Genomic DNA, 22541 nt, shown 5'->3' on the forward strand with positions numbered 1-22541 from the left:
GTCTACAATATATTCTTTGCTTTTATCTAAGATCTGCGCTATGGTCGTTAGGGAAATCTTCGCCCGACCAGATTTTCTGCGCCGACCATTTTGCTGCCGGATTTGCCCAAAAAGGATCACTTGAAGGTAAGCCCAGGGGCAAAAAAATATTGCTGCAAATATACGGACTCCCTTGATTGTTGTAAAAGTCGCCAAGGTTGGGCTGAGCTCCATATAGTCCAATCGTTAACCAGCCATTTTTATAAGTACCAGGACTTTCCAGGGTTTTCCTGATCACAGCTGTTAAGGCGCAACGTACCTGCTCGGGACTCAGTTGTTTGGGTAAAACCTGTCTCCAGGCCATATCGGCCATGTGATGAAAAGCAGCACCGCGATACACGATCGAGCGTCCGGTAGCCGGATAAGTTCCATCGGTATTGATCAGACGTTCCTGGATTATGGCATACCGCTCATTTCGTTTCCGGATCTTATCAAACAGGCTGTTATAGTCCTTTGTTTTTTTGCCAATAATGCTGGCAATGGTAGCCAGATAAGGATGAATGACATAACTGTTATAATAATCAAAAGCATAAGTACTGCCGTCTTTATACATCCCATCCCCCACATACCATTGTTCCATTTGTTGCAGGGCATAGTCTACACGCATTGGGTCCCAGGTATAACCGAATTTAGCTAAAAAAGCTTCATTCATTGCTGAGAAAAGCAACCAGTTTGAAAATACAGGTTTGAACTTCCTGGTGGTTACAATAGATTTCATCATCAATTCCTGGTGCTTCCGGCCCAGGTTTTCCCACAACCAGGGTGCACGGATGAAAGCCAACGCGACATAAGAAGCGTCGACCAGTTGCTGACCACCAATATCGTAATTCATAAAATCTTTCGCTGTAGAATCCAACGAGTTTTTAAGTCCCGCTATCGCCCATTCCCGGTATTGTTTTCTTAAGGCAACCTCACTGGGTTCCCCGCCTTCAAGCTGTAACCAGGGTGCTATACCACTCAAAACACGGCCTAAAACTTCTACATACTGCACTTTAATGCGGTGCTCTTTATTGTCAATATGAACAGAGGTCACTTGTGGCATCGCCAAACGCAAACTATCCTTGGCCAGGTTATACAAAACCGGTTTTACCATTTTATCCAACTGCTGCAGCCAAAACTGCCTGTCGGATCGTACTTCTGCTTTCTTTTTCTTTTGTCCGGATGCCAGGCTTGTGCCTGACAACAATACCAGAACAATCAATAACGCTTTGTGAAATGAGGGTTTCATATGTGATAATAAGAGTAAACTATTTTTTCAAGTACCGGTACAATTCGCAATTGGCCAGCAGAAAAGCGCCTACACCAAAATTTGCAGTTGAATTGGCATCTACAATTTGTCCGGGAATGGCCTTTTCGCCAATGGGTTGTACATAGCCTACTTTTCCACTTTCCTGTAAAGCTGTACTCGCCAGGAAATTCCAGCCTTTCAAAGCTGCGGGTAAAAAATCCTTTTCCTTAAGGTAGCCATGATTGATTCCCCAAAGGAGACCATAAGTAAAAAACGCGGTTCCGCTGGTTTCTGGTCCAGGTGCATGTTCCGGATCCAGCATACTTCGTGTCCAATAGCCTTCGCTCTGCTGGCTAGCTAGAATAGCCCTCGCCATTCCCATGTATTTACCCAGGTATTCGTTCCGGTGCGGGTCATTTAAAGGCAAATCGTTCAACACCTTCGCTAAGCCGGCAAATACCCAGCCATCGCCCCTGGCCCAAAAATCCTTTTTACCCTGGGCACTTTTGTGTTTTGGATAGACATATTTGGCATCACGATAATACAGTTTTTCTTCTTTGTCGTACATAATGCTATTCGCATACATAAAGTAGGCATACAACTTATCCAGGTATTGTTGATTTCCTGTGGCTTTGTAAAGCTTGGTCATCACAGGCATCACCATGTATAAACCGTCTGCCCACCACCAGTATTCGTTTGATGGGGTACTCATTTGATACTCCATCACTTCTTTTGCCCTGGCAATTTTATGCGCTTCAGGATTCAGATGATACAAATCAATATAGGTTTGAAAGCAGATTTGCCAATCCCCAAACAAAACATAATCATCTGTTTCACCGTATTTGTACTTCCATTGACGCTTGTCAGTAGATTTAGCTCCCATCCACTGATTGTGAGTGGCCCAATCCTCAGAATACTTGCGATAGTTTTCGTTTCCGGTTAACGCCACCACTTCCATATTTCCGGTATGGTAAGCAGCATTGTCCCAGAACGAGCGGGCTTCTGGTTTGTTGTTGCTTTGCCAATAACCATTTGCCCGATCAATGATATTCAGCACCTCTTTTTTAGATGGCAGGCTTTGCGGTATACCAGGTTTCCATTCCAGTACCTGAACCGGACTTGGTTTTGCATCGGCCTTACCTTCCCCATCAATCTGTATCACATTTTGAACGTACAGATTAAGCACGGATTTGTCCTTCCAAAGTTCGGTATCGTAGCTGGGTTCCCAGTCGCCCAAATCCTCCGAGGTCAAATCGGTCACTTTCCAATCCTTAGTATCCAAATCCTGGTTGATGGCGATGGAAGCTTTGTTTCCTCGCTCGGCATCCCTAAAAAGAATCCCAGCTCCAGATCCATTGGCATTTGGCCAGGCAATAATCTGTGGCCTGGATATTGGTATTTTTTTAGTGCCACTCCCACTCAGACTGAATGCTGTTTTCCTAAAAGAGAGGTCATTTACTTTCCATTTTTTGCCATCGTTAAAGACGATATGGTATTGCGGAACGCCTCCCGGTTGTGTATTCCAATAACTGACAATAAAAACCCTTCCTTTTGCATCGGCATACATAGCAGTCTGATTGATCAGTTCACTTTTTTGGGGGATTTTTAAAGCATATTCGGCATTTGAAGCTGTGATGGGTAATTGGTAAACTTCACCTGTTGATTTTTGCCAGCTAAGGCCACCATCCAGTGATTTAGCATAACAGAGATCATGGTTACTGGCCACATCCGGACTCTCGCGCCAAACCCACGACAAGTGCAGGGTTCCTGTAGCATCTACAGCCATTTGCCAGTAAGCGTTGCGTTTGCCCTCTCCATCAATCATTCCGTCCTGCACACGGCTCCAGTTCTTGCTACGCAGATCATAACGGTTGATCATCAGGTTGCCGTTCCCCGATCCCCCATCGCGATAAAAGAAAAGCAAATCCCCATTGACAAGTTTATAGAATTCCGGGTAGCTGACTTTGCTTTCCTTTGCTGAAGTCATCGGGAGTTTACCGCCTAATTTTAAAGTGCCGGGAGCTTCAGATCTTGCATAATTCAACGCATTATTGTGTTGGCCCCAGGCTACATGTACAAAGCCAGCACCATCCACCATAATACTGATTGATTTATGGGCGTCTGTGGCATCGCCTTTATATTGTGTCTTTTCTATAATCCAATCCTGGCCCCCTGATTTGCGTTTTGCCAATACGAGGTTTTGATCTGAATCGTAGTAGGCTGCGTATTGATAACCCTTGGCTGTTACCAGTGAATTTTTTCTAAAAATAACGGCATTGACAGAATTATTGGCCCATCCATTGGACGCAATGGTTGTGAGTTGGTTTTGTTGTCCTTTACAGAATTGAGCCGCACAAAGTACCATACAAAAGAACAGCAGCGCCTTAGCAAATAGTTTAAGATTGAATATCGGGTTATTCATTATCATATCTTGTTGAGTAACTAAGATACAGGATTTTATTAATAATTGTCAAAAAGACATATATAAACCAAGACAACTGTTGCACCCTAAAAAAAATCCCGCCAAGGAGACCATTCTTTAATCTTGCCATAACATGATAATTTTTGGTGAATTAATAAGCCCTTAAAGGGGCCTTGCTGGGGCTATAGCCCCAGCAAGGCCCCGGCAACACCTGGTAAGGGCCCCAGCAAGGCCCCTGTGATTACAGTGTTGATGTAGCCTAACTAGCCGCTGTTTACTTGATAGTTCCGTTCCAGTTCATTTAGTTGAATAAAAGCTATGTCCTGAAACTAAATGCCACCTATCAAAATAAATAGATTTTACTACAGAGTGGTCTGATTCAAAAAGGTTAACTTGTAGCCTTAAATTTAAGCTTTTGAATTGACAGAATTTCCGCAGCCCATCAAGTTCAAATACAGTTGGAGAAAATATCAGCAACGTGTCTTAAACGGCCTTGATGAATATTTAAAGGATAGGCATTTACATGTCATTGCGCCACCTGGCTCTGGCAAAACGATATTAGGTTTAGAGGTTGCACTAAGAATTAATCAACCCACTTTAATTCTTGCACCAACTACGGCTATCCGTAATCAGTGGATCCAAAAATTTCGCGAACTGTTTCTACAGATAGATGATACCCCGGACTGGATTTCCCAGGACATATACCATCCAAAATTTATGACTGTTGTTACCTATCAGGCATTATATGCTGCTTGCAACAACCTTAAAGCTATAGATGAAGACATCGACAATGAAGAAGATTTACCTGAAAATGGAAGGATTAAATCGTCCAATAAAAACCTGACCAACATTGTTCATGGTTTAGAAAAGCAGCACTTAGGTGTTGTCATTGTAGACGAGGCTCATCACCTTAAAAACGAATGGTGGCAAACCTTAACCAAGGTTAAAGAAAGTCTGGACCCTATTATCGTGGGGCTTACCGCCACACCGCCCTACGATGTTACGCCTTTGGAATGGCAAAGGTATACCGAATTGAATGGCCCCGTAGACATTGAAATTTCAGTTCCCGAGTTGGTTATTGAGGGGGATCTTTGTCCGCATCAGGACTATATCTTTTATGCCCCTCCCTCTCCAACTGAAAATCAACAACTCATTCAGTTTAGAAAAGAAATTGAAGCGCTCTTTAAAGAGATAAAAAAAGACGAAACCATTGTCACTGCTATAACCAACCATCCCATTTGGTTGAATCCGACCAATAACCTGGAATGGATTTATACGAATCTTCCTTTTTATTCTGCGGCACTTATTTTTTTAAACGCGAACGGGCAACTCATCCCGGAAATGCACCTGGAAATCATTGGTGATAAAAAATTAAAAATCCCGGATTTTGATGACTATTGGGCGGAAATACTTTTAGCATTCTATCTTTTTAAAGATCCAGTAAATTTTAAAGCATTTGCCGAACATCAACAAGAACTGGAACGCTTGTTACGCAAAGCAGGTGCGCTGGAGAATCGACAAATTAATTTCGCTCAAAATAAACGGATGACCAGCATCCTGACTTCCAGTATCAGCAAGCTAACGGCCATTCAGCAAATTGTTAACTTTGAGCATGGGCAGTTGGGTTCCTCGCTCAGGCTTGTCATATTGTCCGACTTCATCAGGAAAGAATTTTATGTAAATACAACTGAAAACAACCTGGAACTCAACAAAATTGGCGTGATCAGCATTTTTGAAAAGTTAAGACGTCAGCAGCATACAAATATAAAAATTGGCGTGCTTACCGGTTCTCTGGTCATTATCCCCAAAACCGCGTATCCTGCATTTAAGGAGCATGCCAGTAAATACAATATCAAAAACATCAATTGCAACCCGGTTCCATTCGACGAAAACTACTTATTAATCGAACAAAGCCAGCAATTGAAGCATGACATTGTGCATGTTGTTACACATATTTTCCAACAAGGAGAAATAGAGGTACTCATTGGTACAAAATCCTTATTGGGCGAAGGCTGGGATGCTCCGGCAATCAATACATTGATACTGGCAAGTTTTGTTGGTTCTTTCGTATCTTCTAATCAGATGCGCGGCAGAGCCATCAGAACACATCGGGGATGCTTAGAGAAAACGGGTAACATCTGGCATCTTGCCTGCGTAGATCCGACATCTTCCAATGGAGGACAGGATATTGATCTTTTAAAAAGAAGATTTAAGGGGTTTGTAGGTATTTCCTTAAAAAAGGATGGCGGAATCGAAAATGGAGCCAGCCGCTTAAACTTATCAGAGCGATTCGATCTTTCAGGAGAACTTGACCGAAAAAATCTTGAAACTTTTCGGCTTGCAGCAGATCGCCAATCGCTAAAAACGCACTGGGATCATGCACTTGAAAAAGGGATTTCCCTTGTGGAGGAGATTAAAATTCCTTTTCTGGAAGAACAACCCTATCAAGCGGTAAAACAACTGTATCTACGCAAAACCATTTCCAATTTAATCGCATCCCTGGCTTTTGGCTGGTCTGTATTTCTGGAAACGTTTATACGTTCTTCCAGGTACATGAAATCGGCTAATGATGTTTATACTTTTCTTAAAATTGCAGGGCTTATTGGCTTTGTACTCTACGGCCGATTGGCAATAAAGACACTTCTACTTTACATTAAATACCGGGATATATCAAAAGACATCCAAAAAATAGGTGAAGCTTTATTAAATAGCCTCATCAGCATTGGAATGGTCAAAACCGAAGGGTCAATCCTTCAGGTTGTATCCTCAATAGATAGTAGCGGTGCCGTTCTTTGCCGCCTCGAGGGCGGAAGTACTTTCGAAAAATCTTCCTTTATTAATGCTTTACAAGAGATTCTTGCCCCGATCGAGAATCCAAAATACGTCATCGTTAGAAAAGGCATGTTCATGCGCTTCCTTGAACAGAAAGATTACCATGCGGTTCCCGAAGTTTTAAGCCGAAATAAAGCTATAGCCGTTTATTTTAAAGACGAATGGGAAAAGATTGTCGGACCTTGTGATCTTATTTTCAGCAGAACCATATCCGGAAGAAAGATATTATTGAAATCGAGGATTAAATCACTGGCGTCGCAGTTTGAAAATAAAATTGAGCGTGTCAATAAATGGAGAAAGTAAGTATTCATTTAGGATTATATTTTGAAGGTCACTTATACAATTTAAGTTTTTGATGACATGGAGATCCCCGTAAGACTTTTTCACCCCTTTAACTAGCATGGTGTTTTGCATATGTTTCGTCTTAAATAGTGGTAACTCTGGACAGGTCAACGCCTACTCCTTTCAGTGCGGCATAAGTCAATTTATCCATCATAGCGCCGTCAAAGCAAATGGTTTGGAGCGTTCGGTAATACTTATTGGTAAGTGCATATTGCGCCCTGAAAGACACATTGCGCAGGGTTGTGTCTTTGAATGTAGTACCGTTCAGCGCAGTATTGGTGAATTGGACACCCATAAAGACCTGACCGTCCAGGCTCACGCCGCTAAGATCAGAATACTTGAAGTCTACATTTTCAAAAATGCAGCTCTTAAACAAGGTAGTCCGGAGGTCGGTCTTCGTCAGTTTTACCTCGCTTAGTTTGGTATCACTGAAGTTTACCCGGATCAAGCTTGACTTACTGAACTCGGTACGTAAAAGCGTCGTTTGATGAAAACTGGCATCTGTTAGGTCCAGGGCCGAAAACAGGCAATCGGTCAGATTTGCCCGGTCAAAGTTAGCCTCCCTCATGTCGCTGGAGGTAAAAGAACTTTCGGTCAGGTCGGCGCCTGAAAAATCAGATCCGCGCAGGGCACTGCCATGAAATTTTCTTTTGTGCGCAGTTATATTTGCAAAATCACTTCCGTCCAGGTTGCTGCCGATGAAGTTAACCAGATCCTTAGCTTCCGCTGACTGACTGCTGCCTGTTGTTTTCGGCTGGAACTGAGCTTCTGTGGAAGGGAAATCGGCGGAGAAATAGTTCAGGTCGACTCCCAGTACCTTAGCGAGTCGATTGAACGTAATCAAGTCCGGGATGGATTCCCCACGTTCCCATTTACCAACGGCCTGTGGACTTATAAATAAGCGCTGAGCCAGCTCGGCCTGGGATACTTTCATTTTTTTTCTTGCTTCGGCAATTTTGCTGCCGATCATCTTCATTTCCATACTATTATCTTTTATGTGATCTTTCGACAAGACAAAGATAGTGAGGCTGTTTACCAAGATCACAAAAAACGCGGCAACCGTTAGTTGTTTTGTACGCTACTTATAGTTGTATACGACAACTAACTAATTTTAAAATAGAGCACTCCGTTTGTTTTTACGTCAATGAGCTTTGTAAGAAAATGACCTGACATTTTACTTATAATTTCGAAGGGAATACCTAGCGAGGGTTGCAGTAGTAGCAAAAATATACCTGCAGCATGAAATGAGCCTAGAAAAAAAAACCTGCAAATCGTGTAATTTACAGGTTTTAATATTTTGTTGATTCTTGCGGACCGGACGGGACTCGAACCCGCGACCTCCGCCGTGACAGGGCGGCATTCTAACCAGCTGAACTACCGGTCCGTTTTCCTTTTCAGGTGGCCTTTTATAGTAGGGCCTCTACTTTAATAAATTAAAAAAGCACTCTACTGAGTGCTTTTGCGGACCGGACGGGACTCGAACCCGCGACCTCCGCCGTGACAGGGCGGCATTCTAACCAGCTGAACTACCGGTCCGTTTTCCCTTTTCGTATTCTTACGTCCGTTTCGGGATTGCAAATATAGAGCCTTTATTTATATTTACAAACTATTTTTTCAAATAGCCATAACTCTTTAAATTACAGCACCTTCCTTTAGTTTCTCTGCATTCTCAGCAAACTGTAACGCATCAATTAACTCCTGAACACCTCCGTCCATGATGTTATTCAGATTGTAAAGTGTCAAACCAATACGGTGATCCGTTACTCTTCCCTGCGGATAGTTATAGGTACGGATCTTAGCAGACCTGTCACCAGTAGATACCATTGTCTTTCTTCTGGCAGCGATATCCCCATTCTTTTTCTGCAATTCGATATCGTAAAGTTTACTACGCAACATCTCCATTGCAATCACGCGGTTACCCAACTGGGAACGCTCCTGCTGACAAACTACAACAATTCCTGACGGTCTGTGGGTCAACTGCACTTTAGTTTCCACCTTATTCACGTTCTGACCACCAGCACCACCTGAACGGGAAGTTTGCAGATCAATATCTGCCGGATTGATGTACAGATCGATCTCCTCTGCCTCTGGCAATACGGCTACCGATGCTGCAGAAGTATGCACACGTCCCTGGGTTTCCGTATCCGGTACACGTTGTACACGATGTACACCAGACTCATATTTCAATTGTCCATACACATCTTCACCGCTCACTTTCAAAATCACCTCTTTGTATCCACCGGCAGTTCCTTCCGTTACATCCACAGTTTCCACTTTCCAACCTTTTTGCTCAAAGAAACGGCTATACATGCGGTATAAATCTCCGGCAAACAAAGCCGCTTCATCACCACCCGTACCACCTCTAATCTCGAAAACGGCATTTTTAGCATCTTCAGGATCAACAGGAATCAGCATCAAACGCACACGCTCTTCCATTTCCTCCTGTTGTTTCAACAACAAATCCAGTTCTTCTTTAGCCATCTCACGCATTTCCGCGTCTTTCTCAGTATTCAGAATCTCTTTGTTGGCCTCTATATTACTCATTACATTTTTGTAGACTTTATACTCGTCTACAATCTTGCCTAAATCTTTGTATTCTTTATTTAAAGCTGCAAAACGTTTCATATCCTGCATGGTATCAGGATTACTCAACTGCTCCTCTACATCTTCCCAACGCAGCTTTATGGCTTCTAATTTCTCTAACATATCTTATAATTCAGCAAATATTATTCATCGCCTGATGCAATTTCGGCAATCCGCTTTTCAGATTTGGTTACTCAGGCTATTCGTTTTTTTGTTTTGGACAACAAAAATAGAGTTTTTCAACTAATTCTTTTCGAAATAATTCAGCGTTAATTCATTACCATCAAATACAGCATAGGAATTGTAATTGATCCACTCCCCCAGATTGACGTATTTGCTATGCTGACTAAGTTCAATATCTAAGGGTAAATGCCTGTGTCCGAAGACGAAATAATCAAAATGGGATTTTTGCAATTGCTCCTTTGCGTAAATGGCCAGCCACTCCCGATCCACGCCTTCAAATACTTCTTCCTTAGCTCCTGCAGCCCGACTGTGGCCCGACCAGCCATTGGCAATTCCTAAGCCGATACGCGGGGGTACTAAACTAAATAACCATTGACAAACCGGGTTTCTAAAAATCTTACGCAAGAGTTTGTACTTTTTATCGCCCGGCCCTAAACCGTCACCATGATGTAAAAAGAAACTTTTTCCGTTTCTTTCAATGATGAGCTCATCGCTCACAATTTCGATACCCAGTTCCTTCGTAAAATAATCATTTACCCACATGTCATGATTTCCTTTGAAAAAATAAACCTTAATTCCAGCATCTGCCATGGCAGCAAGTTTTCCTTGCAAACGCACAAAGCCTTTGGGTATAACCGTCAGGTATTCAAACCAGAAATCAAAGATATCGCCCATTAAAAAAAGTTCAGCACAACTGGGCTCTATGGCGTTTAACCATCTTAAAATGCGGTTTTCACGTTTCCGGCTTTCTTCATAATTTGGAGAGCCCAGGTGAAAATCTGAAGCGAAGTATATCTTATTTCTCATGCGTACAGCACAAAGATAAATAATATTATCAGGCAAAGTTTTTAAATAAAATCTACAGGCTTTATAGAATATTATAAATAGAATCGTTATTAATAACAAAAGTTCGTAAATTCGCACCAAATTTTAAACTATGATTTCTACTGATATAGCCATCATTGGCGCCGGACCCGTAGGTTTATTCGCAATTTTTGAAGCAGGACTGTTAAAAATGCGTTGTCATTTAATTGATTATTTACCACAAGTTGGCGGACAACTTTCTGAGATATATCCTAAAAAACCAATTTATGATATTCCAGGATACCCTACCGTTTTAGCTCAGGAACTGATCGATAATTTAATGGAACAGGCTAAACCTTTTCATCCTGGCTTTACTTTAGGCGAGCGCATCGAAGGTTTGGAAAAACGCGGTGAAGGTGATTTCGTTTTGACCACCAACATGGGAACCATCATAGAATCAAAAGTAGTGGTGATTGCCGGTGGACTGGGCTGTTTTGAGCCAAGAAAACCTGCTGTTGCTGGTTTAGAGCAATTTGAAAATGGCAGGGGGGTGAATTACATGATCCTGGATCCTGAAAAATATCGTGGACAAAAAATGGTGATTGCAGGCGGTGGTGACTCCGCTTTAGACTGGACCATTTTCCTGGCAGATATTGTTGACGAGTTGACCCTGGTTCACAGAAGCGAAAGTTTCCGTGGTGCACCAGACTCCGTAAATAAAGTAATGGCCTTAGCAGAAAGCGGAAAAATTAACCTGGTATTGAACAGCAATTTAAATTCAGTAAGCGGAAACGGAAAACTGGAGCAAGTTGAAATTGTACATAACCGCAGCCTGGAAACCTCTGTTGTGGCAGCAGATCACCTGATCCCATTATTTGGGTTAAGCCCTAAATTAGGTCCAATTGAACAATGGAACTTAAACATCAGCAAAAGTGCGATTGAAGTAAATACAGATGACTATTCTACCAACATCCCTGGTATTTATGCAATTGGCGATATCAATACTTATACAAATAAATTAAAACTGATCCTTTGTGGTTTCCACGAAGCAGCCCTGATGAGCCACAGTGCTTACCAGTACATGAACCCAGGCATTAAATACACCATGAAATATACTACAGTTAACGGTGTAACTGAATTTTAAAAATGGAAGAACAAAACATCACCTTACATGTGCAAAATCCTGACGGCAGCCGCACTACTTTAGAGGCTCCTGTTGACATGGGATTGAGTTTAATGGAATACTTAAAAGCTTGTGAATACGACATTCTGGCAACTTGTGGTGGAATGGCATTGTGTGCTACCTGCTGCGTGGATGTTCTGGAAGGCGAAGATAAGCTGAACGAAATGACTGACGATGAATACGCCATGCTGGACACCCTGCCTGACGTATTGCCAAACTCCAGATTGGCTTGTCAGCTACAGTTAAACCCGGCAATGGACGGACTGGTTGTTAAACTGCACCACGCAGAATAACCCGAAATTTAATCCTCAATAGCACGATTGGCAGCAGCGGTTTTGACCGGGCTGCCAATTGTTTTATACTCCCCTTCACCTTTCAAAATAGCCAACATTTTATTGTTGTTGTTTAAAATCGCTTTCGCGGCATTCAATTCCTGGTCGTACTGGAAGGCCTGAATTACCTTACCCTTATCGTAATAATACCTGCTTACTATCTGCATTTCAAGTAAACGCTTGATTTCAGTTTTATTAACCATCAAGTCTGTTTTTTTAGCACCCAGCATTTTTAGCTTCAAATCATCCAGATCCGCTTTCACTGCGGCCAGCTTATTTTCTTTTTCAGCCTCTGCTCTCAGGTCTGAAAGCAATCGTTCTGTTTTGGAAACGTAACTGTAATCTTTATCCACTATGGAATTCACATACTGCGTGTAATCTGCATCGCTGAGCTGAAAGCCTGCTGCAGGCACAATTGTCTTGTTGTTTTTTTTGTATGTATTCGCATAGTCAAAGAATAAGCTTTTATTCATGAGGGTTATGGTAACCGGACTGAGCTTATTTGCAGTCACAAAAACATCAGGATATACCCCATTTCCATCGTACACGTTACGCCCTTTTTTTGTGCTGAACTTATTCATCAAAGAATCTGCGAACTTAAGTGTCTTGCCATTGGCGTCTTTATGCGCATAATCAAGCGCCTGAATACATCTTCCGGAGGGTGTGAAGTACTTGGCTACGGTGACTTTAACCAAGCTGTTATAGGGCAGATTAAAGGTTTGCTGAACTAAGCCTTTGCCGTAACTGCGCTGACCGACAATAATGGCCCGGTCAAGGTCCTGCAATGAACCGGCTACAATCTCTGACGCCGAAGCCGATGAGCCGCTAATGAGCACAACCAGGGGTATGTTTGGAAGAAGGGGCTGGGCCAGGGTTTTATAGCTTACCGTCTTTTGTGGATTGCGTCCTTTTTGGGTAACAACCAATACATCCTGATCTACAAATAAGTTGACAATTTTAACGGCTTCCTGCAAAATACCACCACCGTTATATCTTAAATCAAGCACCATGCCCTTGGGATTTTGCTTATTCAGATTCACTGCTGCATCTTTTACTTCCTGGGCAGAATTCTCCAGAAATTTATCCAGACGGATGTAAGCAATGTGATCATCTGTCATTCCGGAATAAGGTACGTTTGGCTGTTTGATTTCTTCACGAACCAGTTTTTTAGTGATGACAGCACCATCTCTGATGATCAGCAACTCAACAGCGGAACCTTTTGGCCCCCTCAGTAACTGACTGATCTGGGCCCGTTCTTTTCCTTTAACATCTGTATTGTTGATTTTTACGACCTGGTCTCCAGGCTTAACACCATCTTTATCGGCAGGATAACCTTCTGTAACTTCATTCACAAAAAGTTTACCTTCGATAAATAACGTGCTGGCACCAATTCCCCCGTATTGGGTACTCACATACTTCAGCTTATAATCTTCTATTTCCGACTCAGGTACGTATTCGGTATAAGGATCCAGACCATCAAGCATGGCATCAATGCCATTTCGCATCAGATCAGAAGGATTGGTTTCTTCTACATAATTGATGTTGATCTCTTTGTAAAGAGAAGCAAAAATATCGAGGTTTTTTGACACCAGGAACAGATCTTCTCTAAAAGACCAGCTTAGGGTAGCAAATGCAAGGAGCAGGCATGCCGCAGCAATTTTATATATTTTCATCGGACTAACATCTTGTTTGCTGCTTATTTCCGACAGAAATAAACAGATGAAGCTAAATGTACAAAAAAGCCCTGTATATCAAAACCCTCAGGATTTAAAGACGATTTCCGTCCGGATCAGCCAGAGCCTTTTTGATGGTAAATTCTACGTAATCACGGTCTCTTTTAACCAGATCCATTAATTGTTGTACCAATTGGTCTTCCTGCCCCGGAGTAAAAGGAATATCCAATTGTGCCAGTTCACGGTACTTTCTTAAAAATTTGATCTTAACTTTTTCTGCAGTTTCAGGAGTCAATGTAAAATTTGCCATACGCAAAAATATAAATAATTGTAATAGGATAAATCTTATTTGTTTGCCGGAGCACCTTTTATATGCAGATCTTCAATACGGGCCCTGATTTTTTGCATAAATAACTTTCCAGGATCGGTCTTGCTGGTCTGGTAATTTGGATCAGCCTCTTTCCATAAAGGGGTATTTTTGAAGCGGGTATACTCGTAATGCCCAATGACATATGCTATCGGATACTTGCTCTTTAGTTCCCTAATCAATTGCTCATTGGCTTCCAGTTGCGCCTGGGTTAAAGGACTATTGCTGCCACCAATATTCTCAACCCCGATGGCACAGTAATTTAGGCCAATCACATGCCTTGCAAATACGGTATCCGGCAACAGCCTGTAAATGGTTCCGTCCCGATCTACCATGTATTGTGATGACACGTTCAATGCACTGGCAGAAGTCAGTTCCTTACGGGACCCTGGGATAGTAGAACGGTTGAAGACCTTGAAGGTTGTTTCTATAGATGGAATCTCTGTCCAGTGCAAAACTACCATTACAGGCTTAATGGATGGCTCGGTTTGTTTTAAACCGTGTCGTTTGTATAGATATTCCAGAGACAACTGTTTTCTTTCTGCATCAAAAATGATGGGTCTGTCGATAACGGGGTATTTCTTTTGCGCAAATGCTACTGAGAACAATGAGCATAGCCAAAACAGTATAAATATGAATCTTTCGGACTTCATTAGATAGAGATAAAATTAAAATCGGGTACTCATAAATGATGAATACCCGATTTCAAAAGTAGTGAAAAATTAAGCTATTGAACTTTTAGTGTCAGCACCAATTTTTTAGTTAAGGTATTCTTGTTAACCACTTCTACCTCCATCGCGATTGATGTTCCTGTGGCCAAACCTGAGGGTACAGGATAGGACAGCAACAAGGAATCTGTTCTGCTCACGCTTGAATATGCTTTTTTATAAGGCGTTGTGGATACCAATGCCTGAGCACCCGTACCTACTGTAGCTCTCAAATTGATGAGATTAATTTCATCATCAGACCAGTAGCGTAAGTCCAGTTTCACTGGAGTTCCAGATGCTACATTGGTAGTTTGTGGGGGAGCTACAGTAAAAGTTGCAATTACCGGGACTTTACCGATAATGGTAATGTTATCTTTTAGGAACTGATCTGGGGCATTTTTCTTGCAGGCAGAAAACAAAGCTGCAAGTGTAAAAAGTCCGGATACATATAGAGAAATATTCTTTTTCATGTCATTCGTATTTAGTTAAACAACCATAGTTTTACTGCCTGATTGGCAACCTGTGGAACATTCGGATTTCTACCAGGTTCATTATCCGGATATTTTCCGCGCTGAACAAGTACATTAGCACCTAAGAGATCTTTAAGCGGAGCTTTAAAACCAGGATATACCGTTGTACTGTATTGATACCTGCGCATGTCTGTCCAGGTTTCCATTTGTAAAAATTGTGCGATGTACTTTTGAAGCATAACATCTGTAATTGTCAAATTTGCTGCTCCTTTAGCAATTAATGGAGATCCCGTTCCGGTATAAGCATCAATATCAGCAGTTGCCACCCCGAGCTTAACCATATTACTCCTAATCCCTTCCAAATAAGCCGCATAAGCACCCGGCTTATCAGTAGCAAGTAATGATTCTGCTTTGATAAATTGAACCTCTGAGTAAGTCAGGATTGGTACGGGGGAAGTTTTGGCTGCATAATAGGTTTTTTCCGTGATCTGAGTATTGGTCAGACTTACGCCAGGATCTGTACTAATTGCCCCTACCGGTCTACCCACATAAGTAGCAGCACCATTGTTGTCAAATAGCTTTGGCAGCCTGGGATCAATCAGACCTGGATAGTAACCTGTTCCATTCATCAGGTTAACGATAAAATAAGAAGGCCTGTGTTGTTTGGCCGTCGCAGCAGGTAAACCTAAATTGGTATACCATGGACTAGGCTTATCTGCTGTGTATTTCAACTGCAAGTCAAAAGCTCCGGTCCTATCGTTCAATGCATTATTTGCATCAGCCACGGCTTTAGCTGCATTAGAAGGATCTTTAACCGATAAATGTAAATAATAACGGGCGCGGGCGCCATATGCTGCTCTTTTCCAATTGTCAATTACACCCGCATAAATCAGATCTGTGCTGCCCACCTGTAAAGTGGTAGAAGCCGGAACCGGTTGTTGCAAATCAGCTATTGCACCATCAAGTAATTCCTTTAAAGAAGTAGTATAAATGTCTTGCTGGGTATCGTAAGTCGGACTAGGTACTGACGGCCCTTTAAACGCGTTTTTATAAGGTAAATCACCCCATACATCTGTAGACTGCATTAAGTTCAAAGCCAGCAAAAGTTTACCAATGCCAGCATATTGAGGTGCCCCGGCTGTAGTCGCGCGGTCTATCATATCCTTTAAATTCGGCATGGCATCCCGGTAAGCAGATTCCCAGATGTTATCAAAACCATAAGGATTGTAGGAGTCTATGTTTGCTTCATAAGTATTACTTCCCGCAAGATACTGCGGATAAGAATTTCCATATTGCCCCACATTAAAAAACGAGGTTGCGGTAAACTGTATGGTTGAAGGCAATAACCCCGATAAAGCCACTTGGTCCGGTGTCAGTTTTGAGGGATCATTATTGATATCCAATTGCTTTTTGCAGGATACACCCGCAACCAAAAGCAGCATGGATAAAGTGAAAATTTTATATTTTAAGTTCTTCATAGCTTTAGAAATTAACATTTAATCCTACATAAATACTTCTTGTAGAGGGAACACCGGATCCAACATAACCCACCGAATTAGAACCGGATCCATAAGCACTTGCCTCAGGGTCAAATCCGACAAAGGATGTACTTAACCAAAGATTATTGGCTGTTACAGAAACCGAGGCCGATTTAATAAAGGACTTATTTAACCAAACCTTTGGCAGACTATAGGCTAGTGAGACATTCTGCAAGCGAATCCAGGAAGCATCCTGAAATCCATTATTTTCTGGAGCCAGCTTATAAGGGAAACTAGCGGTATAAAAATTCTGATCGATCAACACTTGTTTATCGTTAGGCACATAGATCGGGGCATCAGCTGTTCCCGTATTTTTAACACCTTTGAAAACTACCATTACGTCTCTGATTTCAGTTTCAGCACCTATCCCGGTAGAAAAACGTTGGGTTCTTGGAATATCAAACACATCCCCACCTTTCCTGAAATTAAACATGAATGAGAAGGTAAAATCTTTATAAGTTAAGGTACTTCCCAAACCACCAGTCCAGTCCGGATAAGCATTGCCGATCAGGTAATTATTAGATAAAGGCTGTGGAATGATCGGAAATCCATCGGCACCAATGATGAGTTGTCCCTGGTTAGCACTTCCGTCGGTAACCCGGGTATACGGCCAGCCGTACCAATCGCCAGGTCTGCCCCCGGTTTTGATGATTTGTTTAACCCATGGACTCTCCGGGTTGAATTGAATTTCGCTTACTCCTGGAGGCATACTCAAAACCCTCCCCTTGGTTTGCGACCAGTTTGCATTGATATCCCATTTAAAACGGTCATTTTGAACTACTGTTGCATTCAGTAAAAACTCCAGGGATTTATTCCGGATTTTACCTGCATTAGTTAAAAACACATCGTATCCAGAAGCATAGCTAATAGGCACAGGCACAATCTGATCTATACTATTCAGGATCGCATAATTGGCATCCAGGGTAATCCGGCTTTTGAAAAAGCGGAACTCTCCACCAAACTCCAAACCTTTTGTTCTTTCTGGCCGCAATTCTTCAGAACCGATTTTGATGTCACGTCTAACTCCACTTACAGCATTAAAAGATGGCAAAGTAGAATAATACATACCTATCTGGTAAGGATCTGCATCTTTACCTACCTCAGCATAAGAGGCCCGCAACTTGCCATAACTGAATATCGGATTTTCCTGTAAACCTAGAGTTTCGGTAAACACGTACGATAAACTGGCCGAAGGATAGAAAAAAGAGCGGTTGCTTTGCGGCAGGGTTGATGACCAGTCATTACGACCTGTCACACTCAAGAACACGGTGTTGTCATAGCTCAGACTTAAATCGCCAAAAAGCCCAATGATGTTCTTTTTGCCAGGATAAGTGTTTGTAGTATACACATTATAGTTATTGATACTCTCTACGTTGGGCACCACTGCCTGAGTTCCTACAACCGATAAATTGGTGCGATCTATATGCGTGTAAGAATGTCCAAGCAGGAAGGATCCATTCCATTTTTCTCCAAATTGCTTACTTGCCCTGGCGAAGAAATTAGAGTTAATCTCATTATAACTGATCCGCTGTTCGGTCATAGATCCCAATGTACTCGCACTAATCAACAGACCTTTTTCACTAAAGATCTGTCTAAAATCGGTATAGTTGTCCATACCAATTTTATAATTGAATGTCAGCCAGTCGTTCGCCTTGTACTCTGCACCAAGGTTACCAATAATCCGGTTCACATTATCCTTCATGAAAGCATTTTCAGTAAAATAAAAAGGGTTATCAATAGAGGCATTGTATGTTTTCTGGGTACCATCAGGGTTTAAATAATCCCTAGGGTCTACAGTGTTGGTTTGACGCATCAGGTAAAATATGGTTCCCGAAACAATACCTGTTCTTGGGTTCCGGCCCCCAGAATTGATGTAATTCGCTGAACCTTCAAATTTGAACTTATCTGACGCCTTTAAGGTTCCTGACAAGCGGATCGATGTTTTCCCATAGTCTGAATTGGGCACAACGCCGTTTTGTTCAGAATTGGCAATAGAGGTAAAATAGGTTGCATTCTCATTACCACCACTAAACGTGAATGAGTTTTGTGTTTGATGGCCGGTCTTAAAGAATAAGTCGTAGGGATTGTATACCGGAGTTCCAGGTTCTATTTTAGGTCCGAAACTATTTACGCTGGGCACATAAGCCCCTCCATTCCCATTGCCATAGCTGGTCTGGATGTCGGGCGTTTTTACCACATCATCAAAACTAACCGAGCTTTTAAAGCTAAATGAGGGCTTCCCGGATTTCCCCGATTTGGTGGTAATTACTACCGCACCATTTGCCGCACGTAAACCATAAAGCACAGAAGCGGCAGGCCCTTTTAAGATCGTCATGGTCTCAATATCCTCCGGATTAATATCTGCAGCACGATTGGTATTTTGGAAATTATCGTTGTTGACGGCAATCTGGTCTGTATTGTTAGATATCGGAATACCATCTACTACAAATAGAGGCTGGTTGTCCGCAGTAGGATTCAATGAGTTGACACCCCTGATCTGGATTCTTGATCCTGCTCCAGCAGCACCACCCACACTGGTAATCTGCACGCCTGAAGCCTTCCCCTTGATGGCATTTAACAAATTGGACTGGTTGGTATTGGTGATATCCTCTGCTTTGATTTCCTGAGCAGCATACCCAAGTGCCCGTTTTTGCTGTTTAATACCCAATGCAGTTACCACCACTTCCTGCAGGTTTTTAGAATCGGAAGCCAGGGCCACATTAATTGTTTTATTGGTTCCAATGGTTCTTTCTTCAGCCTTCATACCAATGTAAGAGAACACCAATACATCGGCAGGAGCCGCTTGTATAGTATACAATCCATCTGTATTTGATTGTACAACCACGGTTGAAGATTTAATTTTCACGGACACGCCCGGTATCGGCATACCGTCATCTGATGAAGTTACCTTTCCGGTAACCGTTACTTTCTGGGCCATAGCCTGGGCAGCCATGATAAAAAGCCCCAAGAATAACAATAGTAGTTTTCTTTTCATAGTAAGGAATTAGTTAATAATTATTGAAAAAAAATTGTGTCTAAAATCAAAATATTGACAAAAAACACAAAGTTTTAAAACAATTAAAACACCTTGGTTGCCCAAGATGTTTTAATTGTTTTTTAAGAATTATATTTATTTTGAAAGTGCCTGATTGGCAGCTTTAATCAAAGAACTTGCACCGGCCACATCCTGGCTAAGTTCCCAAAACATAATTCCATTACCTCTTGCCTTAGCCAAGGCTGTCTTTTTTTCGATCAACGGGATTCCATTGTAGTAATAGGTGATTCCAGATACGACAAACTGAGATCCTTTGGGATCAGCTCCGGCTTTAAGCAGATCTTTAAATGGCAATGCCTTATCAGCAGCATCAGGTTTTTCTCTTCCCTTACCATAGGCAGGCAAACCAAGTACAGTTTTTTCTTTAGGTAAATTCTTTTGTGTCAACCAAACATCCAGTACCTTTTCTGCAAATGTATAAGCGGAATGATCAGCAGGTGCGGCAGCGTCAGCTCCGATTCCATCATAAGCCATCAGATTTACGAAATCACAGGCATCTATGGCATCCTGATTAATGCCATCCTTTACCGGACCTGCATATACACCTGCAGTGACAGCCATACTTAAAGTTTTATGCCAGCTATGCAATTCATTGGACAAGTCCTTCATGAAAAGGCCAAAAGTAACATCACTACCTTTACTTGCACTTGGATACTCCCAATCCATATCTACGCCGTCATACTGATTTTCAACCGCATAGGCAACAATATTTTTAATCAGCAATTGTTTGGATTGCGGATTGGAAAGTAGTGTAGTATAGATCTTATTGTCTCCGTTTAATGCAATGATCATTTTGCAGTTGTGCCTTTTCACTAAGCTCATTACCGTTTTAACGTTCTCTTTTGAATCGTCTAAAACCAGTGTCCCGTCAGCACGGGGCTTTAAAAAAGAAAAAATCACATGCGTTAAATCATCTAAGGAGGTTGTATCAATGTCGCTGATAAAACGATAACTTGGAAAATAACTCACTTTTTTAAAGGACACATCTGCCACATAAGGCGTAGTTGGTTTCACAAATTCCTTTGCGCCATAACCATCGGGTACTTTTGCAATCTCCTTAGTACAAGAGGCAAAAGCAGCAGCCACAACTATACTTAAAATCAAAAACTTTTTCATAATCTCTTACCATTAACCCATCCGGGCTAAGCCCGGACAGGTGTTATTAAATATTATCGTTTAACCTGATCTATTGCCAAGCCATAAGGCGCATAACCTTTCAACAAGAAGTCTACAGGCTGTGTCCCATCTAATTTATAGCGTAGAATACCCGATTTAGAACCAGAACCCACAGTCTGCGGTGCATTGGCGCCATTAGAATCGGCCCTATTCCGGTAACCAAAATACAAGTAACCTTTGCCGGTTTCATCCACATCGATATCCATTCCCGTCACAAAGATTGTTTCGTCAGTAAGACCACCTGTGTACCCCTGATCACTAAAGGCTGTTGTTGTGGTAAAGCCCATTACAGCAGCGTCATTGTAAATGGCCACAATGTTATTACCAGACATATCTGAACGATAAATTCCCGGTGCTAATGTTGCAGATTTATTGATGGCAAAATAGATGTATTTATTTACCGGATCTATTACAAATTGTCTGATACCATGGTTTTTAATGGCACCAGGCATCACTTCGATAAATACACCAGCTTTGGTAAAGCGCTGTATGCCTAACCCTGCTGTTCCTGTGAAGGAAACCCAGATTTCATCGTTTACTTCTTTAATTCCACTGTAGAAAGATGTTGTTCCAAATCCAGTACCGCCGCCTCTAAATTTAAATGCAGGATAAGTTGCTTCTGAAGTTGTCGAATTGATCACATAAACCCCATTATTTCTGGAAGTCCACCAGATGTTACCATCTTTATCAACCATGTGCATCCATGGATCGGAATTGTATCCATTTCCTGAAAGGTTTTTAGTAATTAAATTCTCTCCGCTTCCATCTAGATTGAAGGACTTTAAATACCCATCTCCAAGAGCAGCGTCACCAGAACTAAACCTCAGGCCAAGTCCGGCTTCACTGTAATAGACTTTGCTACCGACTACGGATAGGCCCAACGGGCTTACTCCGGTAGCGATGCCCACGTAAACCGGTACAGAAGGCGATAAGGTTGTCAATTTATACTTATAAATTTTCTTGGTAATGACGTCTGTAAAATAAATGGTTTTAGCCAATTCGCCCTTAACCTGAACCGTAACTTCTACAGCCAGATCATCTACACCATCACTCACTTTTAATTTAACCACATGCGCACCCTCTGTCTTGAATTGTACGGTAGGGCTTTTCAGGGTAGATGTTCCGGCATCGCCAAAATCCCAGGCATATTTCACATCCTTACCAGGATAAACGAATGCTTTAACGTCAAACTTTGCATCCTGAAATACCGCAATGTTCTCCGGAACGACAATTTTAGGCGTCATTTTTTTAAGTACGATCGTTTTACTAACCTCCTCTTTTTTATCGCCCTGCCAGCTCGTCAATTTTACAGTATACGTTCCTGGCAGTTCGTATAAAATGGTATCAGGCACCATTTTTTCAGATTCAGCCACATCGCTTATTCCACTTTTATTTAAAGTTTTACCCCCAGCAAATTCCCAATGGAATTTATCTGCATTCTTTGAACGGTTGGTTAAAATGACCTTTGCAGGTGCGGTGAGCTCCCCATTTGGGAAATCAAAGTTGGCCAGGTAATTTCCCTGCTGACCAATACTGGTAATTTCGTCTTTTGAACAGCCCAAAAACATAAGGCCAATCAAAGCGAATATAAATGTCAATTTCTTCAT

Annotated in this window: 16 protein-coding genes and 2 tRNA genes; 3 read left to right on the plus strand and 15 right to left on the minus strand. The window is 41.9% G+C overall.

Annotated elements, in window-relative coordinates:
- Nucleotides 1–22 precede the first annotated feature (22 nt).
- Nucleotides 23–1267 (minus strand): DUF2264 domain-containing protein, encoded by a 1245-nt coding sequence (locus tag IM797_RS14265; RefSeq protein WP_194127820.1) that lies wholly within the window; start codon nt 1265–1267, stop codon nt 23–25.
- 19 nt (nt 1268–1286) lie between these two features.
- Nucleotides 1287–3689, minus strand: coding sequence for a BNR-4 repeat-containing protein (locus IM797_RS28405; protein WP_228098865.1), 2403 nt, complete (start codon nt 3687–3689; stop codon nt 1287–1289).
- A gap of 420 nt (nt 3690–4109) precedes the next feature.
- Between IM797_RS28405 and IM797_RS14280 the strand changes: the two genes are divergently transcribed.
- Nucleotides 4110–6824: a DEAD/DEAH box helicase family protein gene (locus tag IM797_RS14280; protein ID WP_194127821.1), complete on the plus strand. Its 2715-nt coding sequence runs from the start codon at nt 4110–4112 to the stop codon at nt 6822–6824.
- Nucleotides 6825–6945: 121 nt separating this feature from the next.
- Here the strand turns inward: IM797_RS14280 and IM797_RS14285 are convergent, their stop codons facing one another.
- From IM797_RS14285 to IM797_RS14305, 5 genes are all read right to left on the minus strand, one after another.
- Nucleotides 6946–7845: a pentapeptide repeat-containing protein gene (locus tag IM797_RS14285; protein WP_194127822.1), complete on the minus strand. Its 900-nt coding sequence runs from the start codon at nt 7843–7845 to the stop codon at nt 6946–6948.
- 328 nt (nt 7846–8173) lie between these two features.
- Nucleotides 8174–8247: transfer RNA gene (locus tag IM797_RS14290), tRNA-Asp, on the minus strand.
- A 78-nt stretch (nt 8248–8325) separates the two neighbouring features.
- Nucleotides 8326–8399: transfer RNA gene (locus tag IM797_RS14295), tRNA-Asp, on the minus strand.
- 96 nt (nt 8400–8495) lie between these two features.
- On the minus strand, nt 8496–9569 hold the full coding sequence (gene prfA, locus IM797_RS14300) for a peptide chain release factor 1 (protein WP_194127823.1): 1074 nt from the start codon (nt 9567–9569) through the stop codon (nt 8496–8498).
- Nucleotides 9570–9689: 120 nt separating this feature from the next.
- Nucleotides 9690–10436 (minus strand): UDP-2,3-diacylglucosamine diphosphatase, encoded by a 747-nt coding sequence (locus tag IM797_RS14305; protein WP_194127824.1) that lies wholly within the window; start codon nt 10434–10436, stop codon nt 9690–9692.
- Between the two features lie 130 nt (nt 10437–10566).
- Here IM797_RS14305 and IM797_RS14310 point away from each other — a divergent pair, with 130 nt between their 5' ends.
- Both IM797_RS14310 and IM797_RS14315 read left to right on the plus strand, forming a co-directional pair.
- A complete protein-coding gene (locus IM797_RS14310) occupies nt 10567–11577 on the plus strand; it encodes an NAD(P)/FAD-dependent oxidoreductase (protein WP_194127825.1) in 1011 nt (336 codons plus the stop codon).
- A gap of 2 nt (nt 11578–11579) precedes the next feature.
- Nucleotides 11580–11909 carry a 2Fe-2S iron-sulfur cluster-binding protein gene (locus IM797_RS14315; protein ID WP_194127826.1) on the plus strand — a complete coding sequence of 110 codons (330 nt, stop codon included), beginning with the start codon at nt 11580–11582 and terminating at the stop codon, nt 11907–11909.
- 8 nt (nt 11910–11917) lie between these two features.
- Here IM797_RS14315 and IM797_RS14320 read toward each other — a convergent pair whose 3' ends face one another.
- The 8 genes from IM797_RS14320 to IM797_RS14355 all read right to left on the minus strand — a co-directional run bounded on the left by IM797_RS14320 (nt 11918) and on the right by IM797_RS14355 (nt 22541).
- Nucleotides 11918–13621, minus strand: a complete 1704-nt coding sequence (locus IM797_RS14320) for a S41 family peptidase (protein ID WP_194127828.1) — start codon at nt 13619–13621, stop codon at nt 11918–11920.
- A gap of 94 nt (nt 13622–13715) precedes the next feature.
- A complete protein-coding gene (locus IM797_RS14325; RefSeq protein WP_194127830.1) occupies nt 13716–13931 on the minus strand; it encodes a hypothetical protein in 216 nt (71 codons plus the stop codon).
- Between the two features lie 35 nt (nt 13932–13966).
- Nucleotides 13967–14641 (minus strand): N-acetylmuramoyl-L-alanine amidase, encoded by a 675-nt coding sequence (locus tag IM797_RS14330; RefSeq protein ID WP_194127831.1) that lies wholly within the window; start codon nt 14639–14641, stop codon nt 13967–13969.
- A 74-nt stretch (nt 14642–14715) separates the two neighbouring features.
- Nucleotides 14716–15165, minus strand: coding sequence for a hypothetical protein (locus IM797_RS14335; protein WP_194127832.1), 450 nt, complete (start codon nt 15163–15165; stop codon nt 14716–14718).
- Between the two features lie 11 nt (nt 15166–15176).
- Nucleotides 15177–16643 (minus strand): SusD/RagB family nutrient-binding outer membrane lipoprotein, encoded by a 1467-nt coding sequence (locus IM797_RS14340; RefSeq protein ID WP_194127833.1) that lies wholly within the window; start codon nt 16641–16643, stop codon nt 15177–15179.
- A 4-nt stretch (nt 16644–16647) separates the two neighbouring features.
- Entirely contained in the window at nt 16648–19698 is a 3051-nt protein-coding gene (locus IM797_RS14345) for a SusC/RagA family TonB-linked outer membrane protein (RefSeq protein WP_194127834.1), read from the minus strand.
- A 135-nt stretch (nt 19699–19833) separates the two neighbouring features.
- Complete coding sequence (locus tag IM797_RS14350; protein ID WP_194127835.1) at nt 19834–20874, minus strand: glycosyl hydrolase family 18 protein; 1041 nt, start codon at nt 20872–20874, stop codon at nt 19834–19836.
- Nucleotides 20875–20927: 53 nt separating this feature from the next.
- A complete protein-coding gene (locus tag IM797_RS14355; RefSeq protein ID WP_194127837.1) occupies nt 20928–22541 on the minus strand; it encodes a PKD domain-containing protein in 1614 nt (537 codons plus the stop codon).

Source organism: Pedobacter sp. MC2016-24, from assembly GCF_015223055.1.
Lineage (GTDB): Bacteria > Bacteroidota > Bacteroidia > Sphingobacteriales > Sphingobacteriaceae > Pedobacter.

Excerpts from the sequence above, each read along its gene's own strand:
- IM797_RS14265 (WP_194127820.1), bottom strand. The coding sequence starts at position 1,267 with ATGAAACCCTCATTTCACAAAGCGTTATTGATTGTTCTGGTATTGTTG.
- IM797_RS28405 (WP_228098865.1), bottom strand. The coding sequence starts at position 3,689 with ATGAATAACCCGATATTCAATCTTAAACTATTTGCTAAGGCGCTGCTG.
- IM797_RS14285 (WP_194127822.1), bottom strand. The coding sequence starts at position 7,845 with ATGGAAATGAAGATGATCGGCAGCAAAATTGCCGAAGCAAGAAAAAAA.
- prfA (WP_194127823.1), bottom strand. The coding sequence starts at position 9,569 with ATGTTAGAGAAATTAGAAGCCATAAAGCTGCGTTGGGAAGATGTAGAG.
- IM797_RS14305 (WP_194127824.1), bottom strand. The coding sequence starts at position 10,436 with ATGAGAAATAAGATATACTTCGCTTCAGATTTTCACCTGGGCTCTCCA.
- IM797_RS14310 (WP_194127825.1), top strand. The coding sequence starts at position 10,567 with ATGATTTCTACTGATATAGCCATCATTGGCGCCGGACCCGTAGGTTTA.
- IM797_RS14315 (WP_194127826.1), top strand. The coding sequence starts at position 11,580 with ATGGAAGAACAAAACATCACCTTACATGTGCAAAATCCTGACGGCAGC.
- IM797_RS14320 (WP_194127828.1), bottom strand. The coding sequence starts at position 13,621 with ATGAAAATATATAAAATTGCTGCGGCATGCCTGCTCCTTGCATTTGCT.
- IM797_RS14325 (WP_194127830.1), bottom strand. The coding sequence starts at position 13,931 with ATGGCAAATTTTACATTGACTCCTGAAACTGCAGAAAAAGTTAAGATC.
- IM797_RS14330 (WP_194127831.1), bottom strand. The coding sequence starts at position 14,641 with ATGAAGTCCGAAAGATTCATATTTATACTGTTTTGGCTATGCTCATTG.
- IM797_RS14335 (WP_194127832.1), bottom strand. The coding sequence starts at position 15,165 with ATGAAAAAGAATATTTCTCTATATGTATCCGGACTTTTTACACTTGCA.
- IM797_RS14340 (WP_194127833.1), bottom strand. The coding sequence starts at position 16,643 with ATGAAGAACTTAAAATATAAAATTTTCACTTTATCCATGCTGCTTTTG.
- IM797_RS14345 (WP_194127834.1), bottom strand. The coding sequence starts at position 19,698 with ATGAAAAGAAAACTACTATTGTTATTCTTGGGGCTTTTTATCATGGCT.
- IM797_RS14350 (WP_194127835.1), bottom strand. The coding sequence starts at position 20,874 with ATGAAAAAGTTTTTGATTTTAAGTATAGTTGTGGCTGCTGCTTTTGCC.
- IM797_RS14355 (WP_194127837.1), bottom strand. The coding sequence starts at position 22,541 with ATGAAGAAATTGACATTTATATTCGCTTTGATTGGCCTTATGTTTTTG.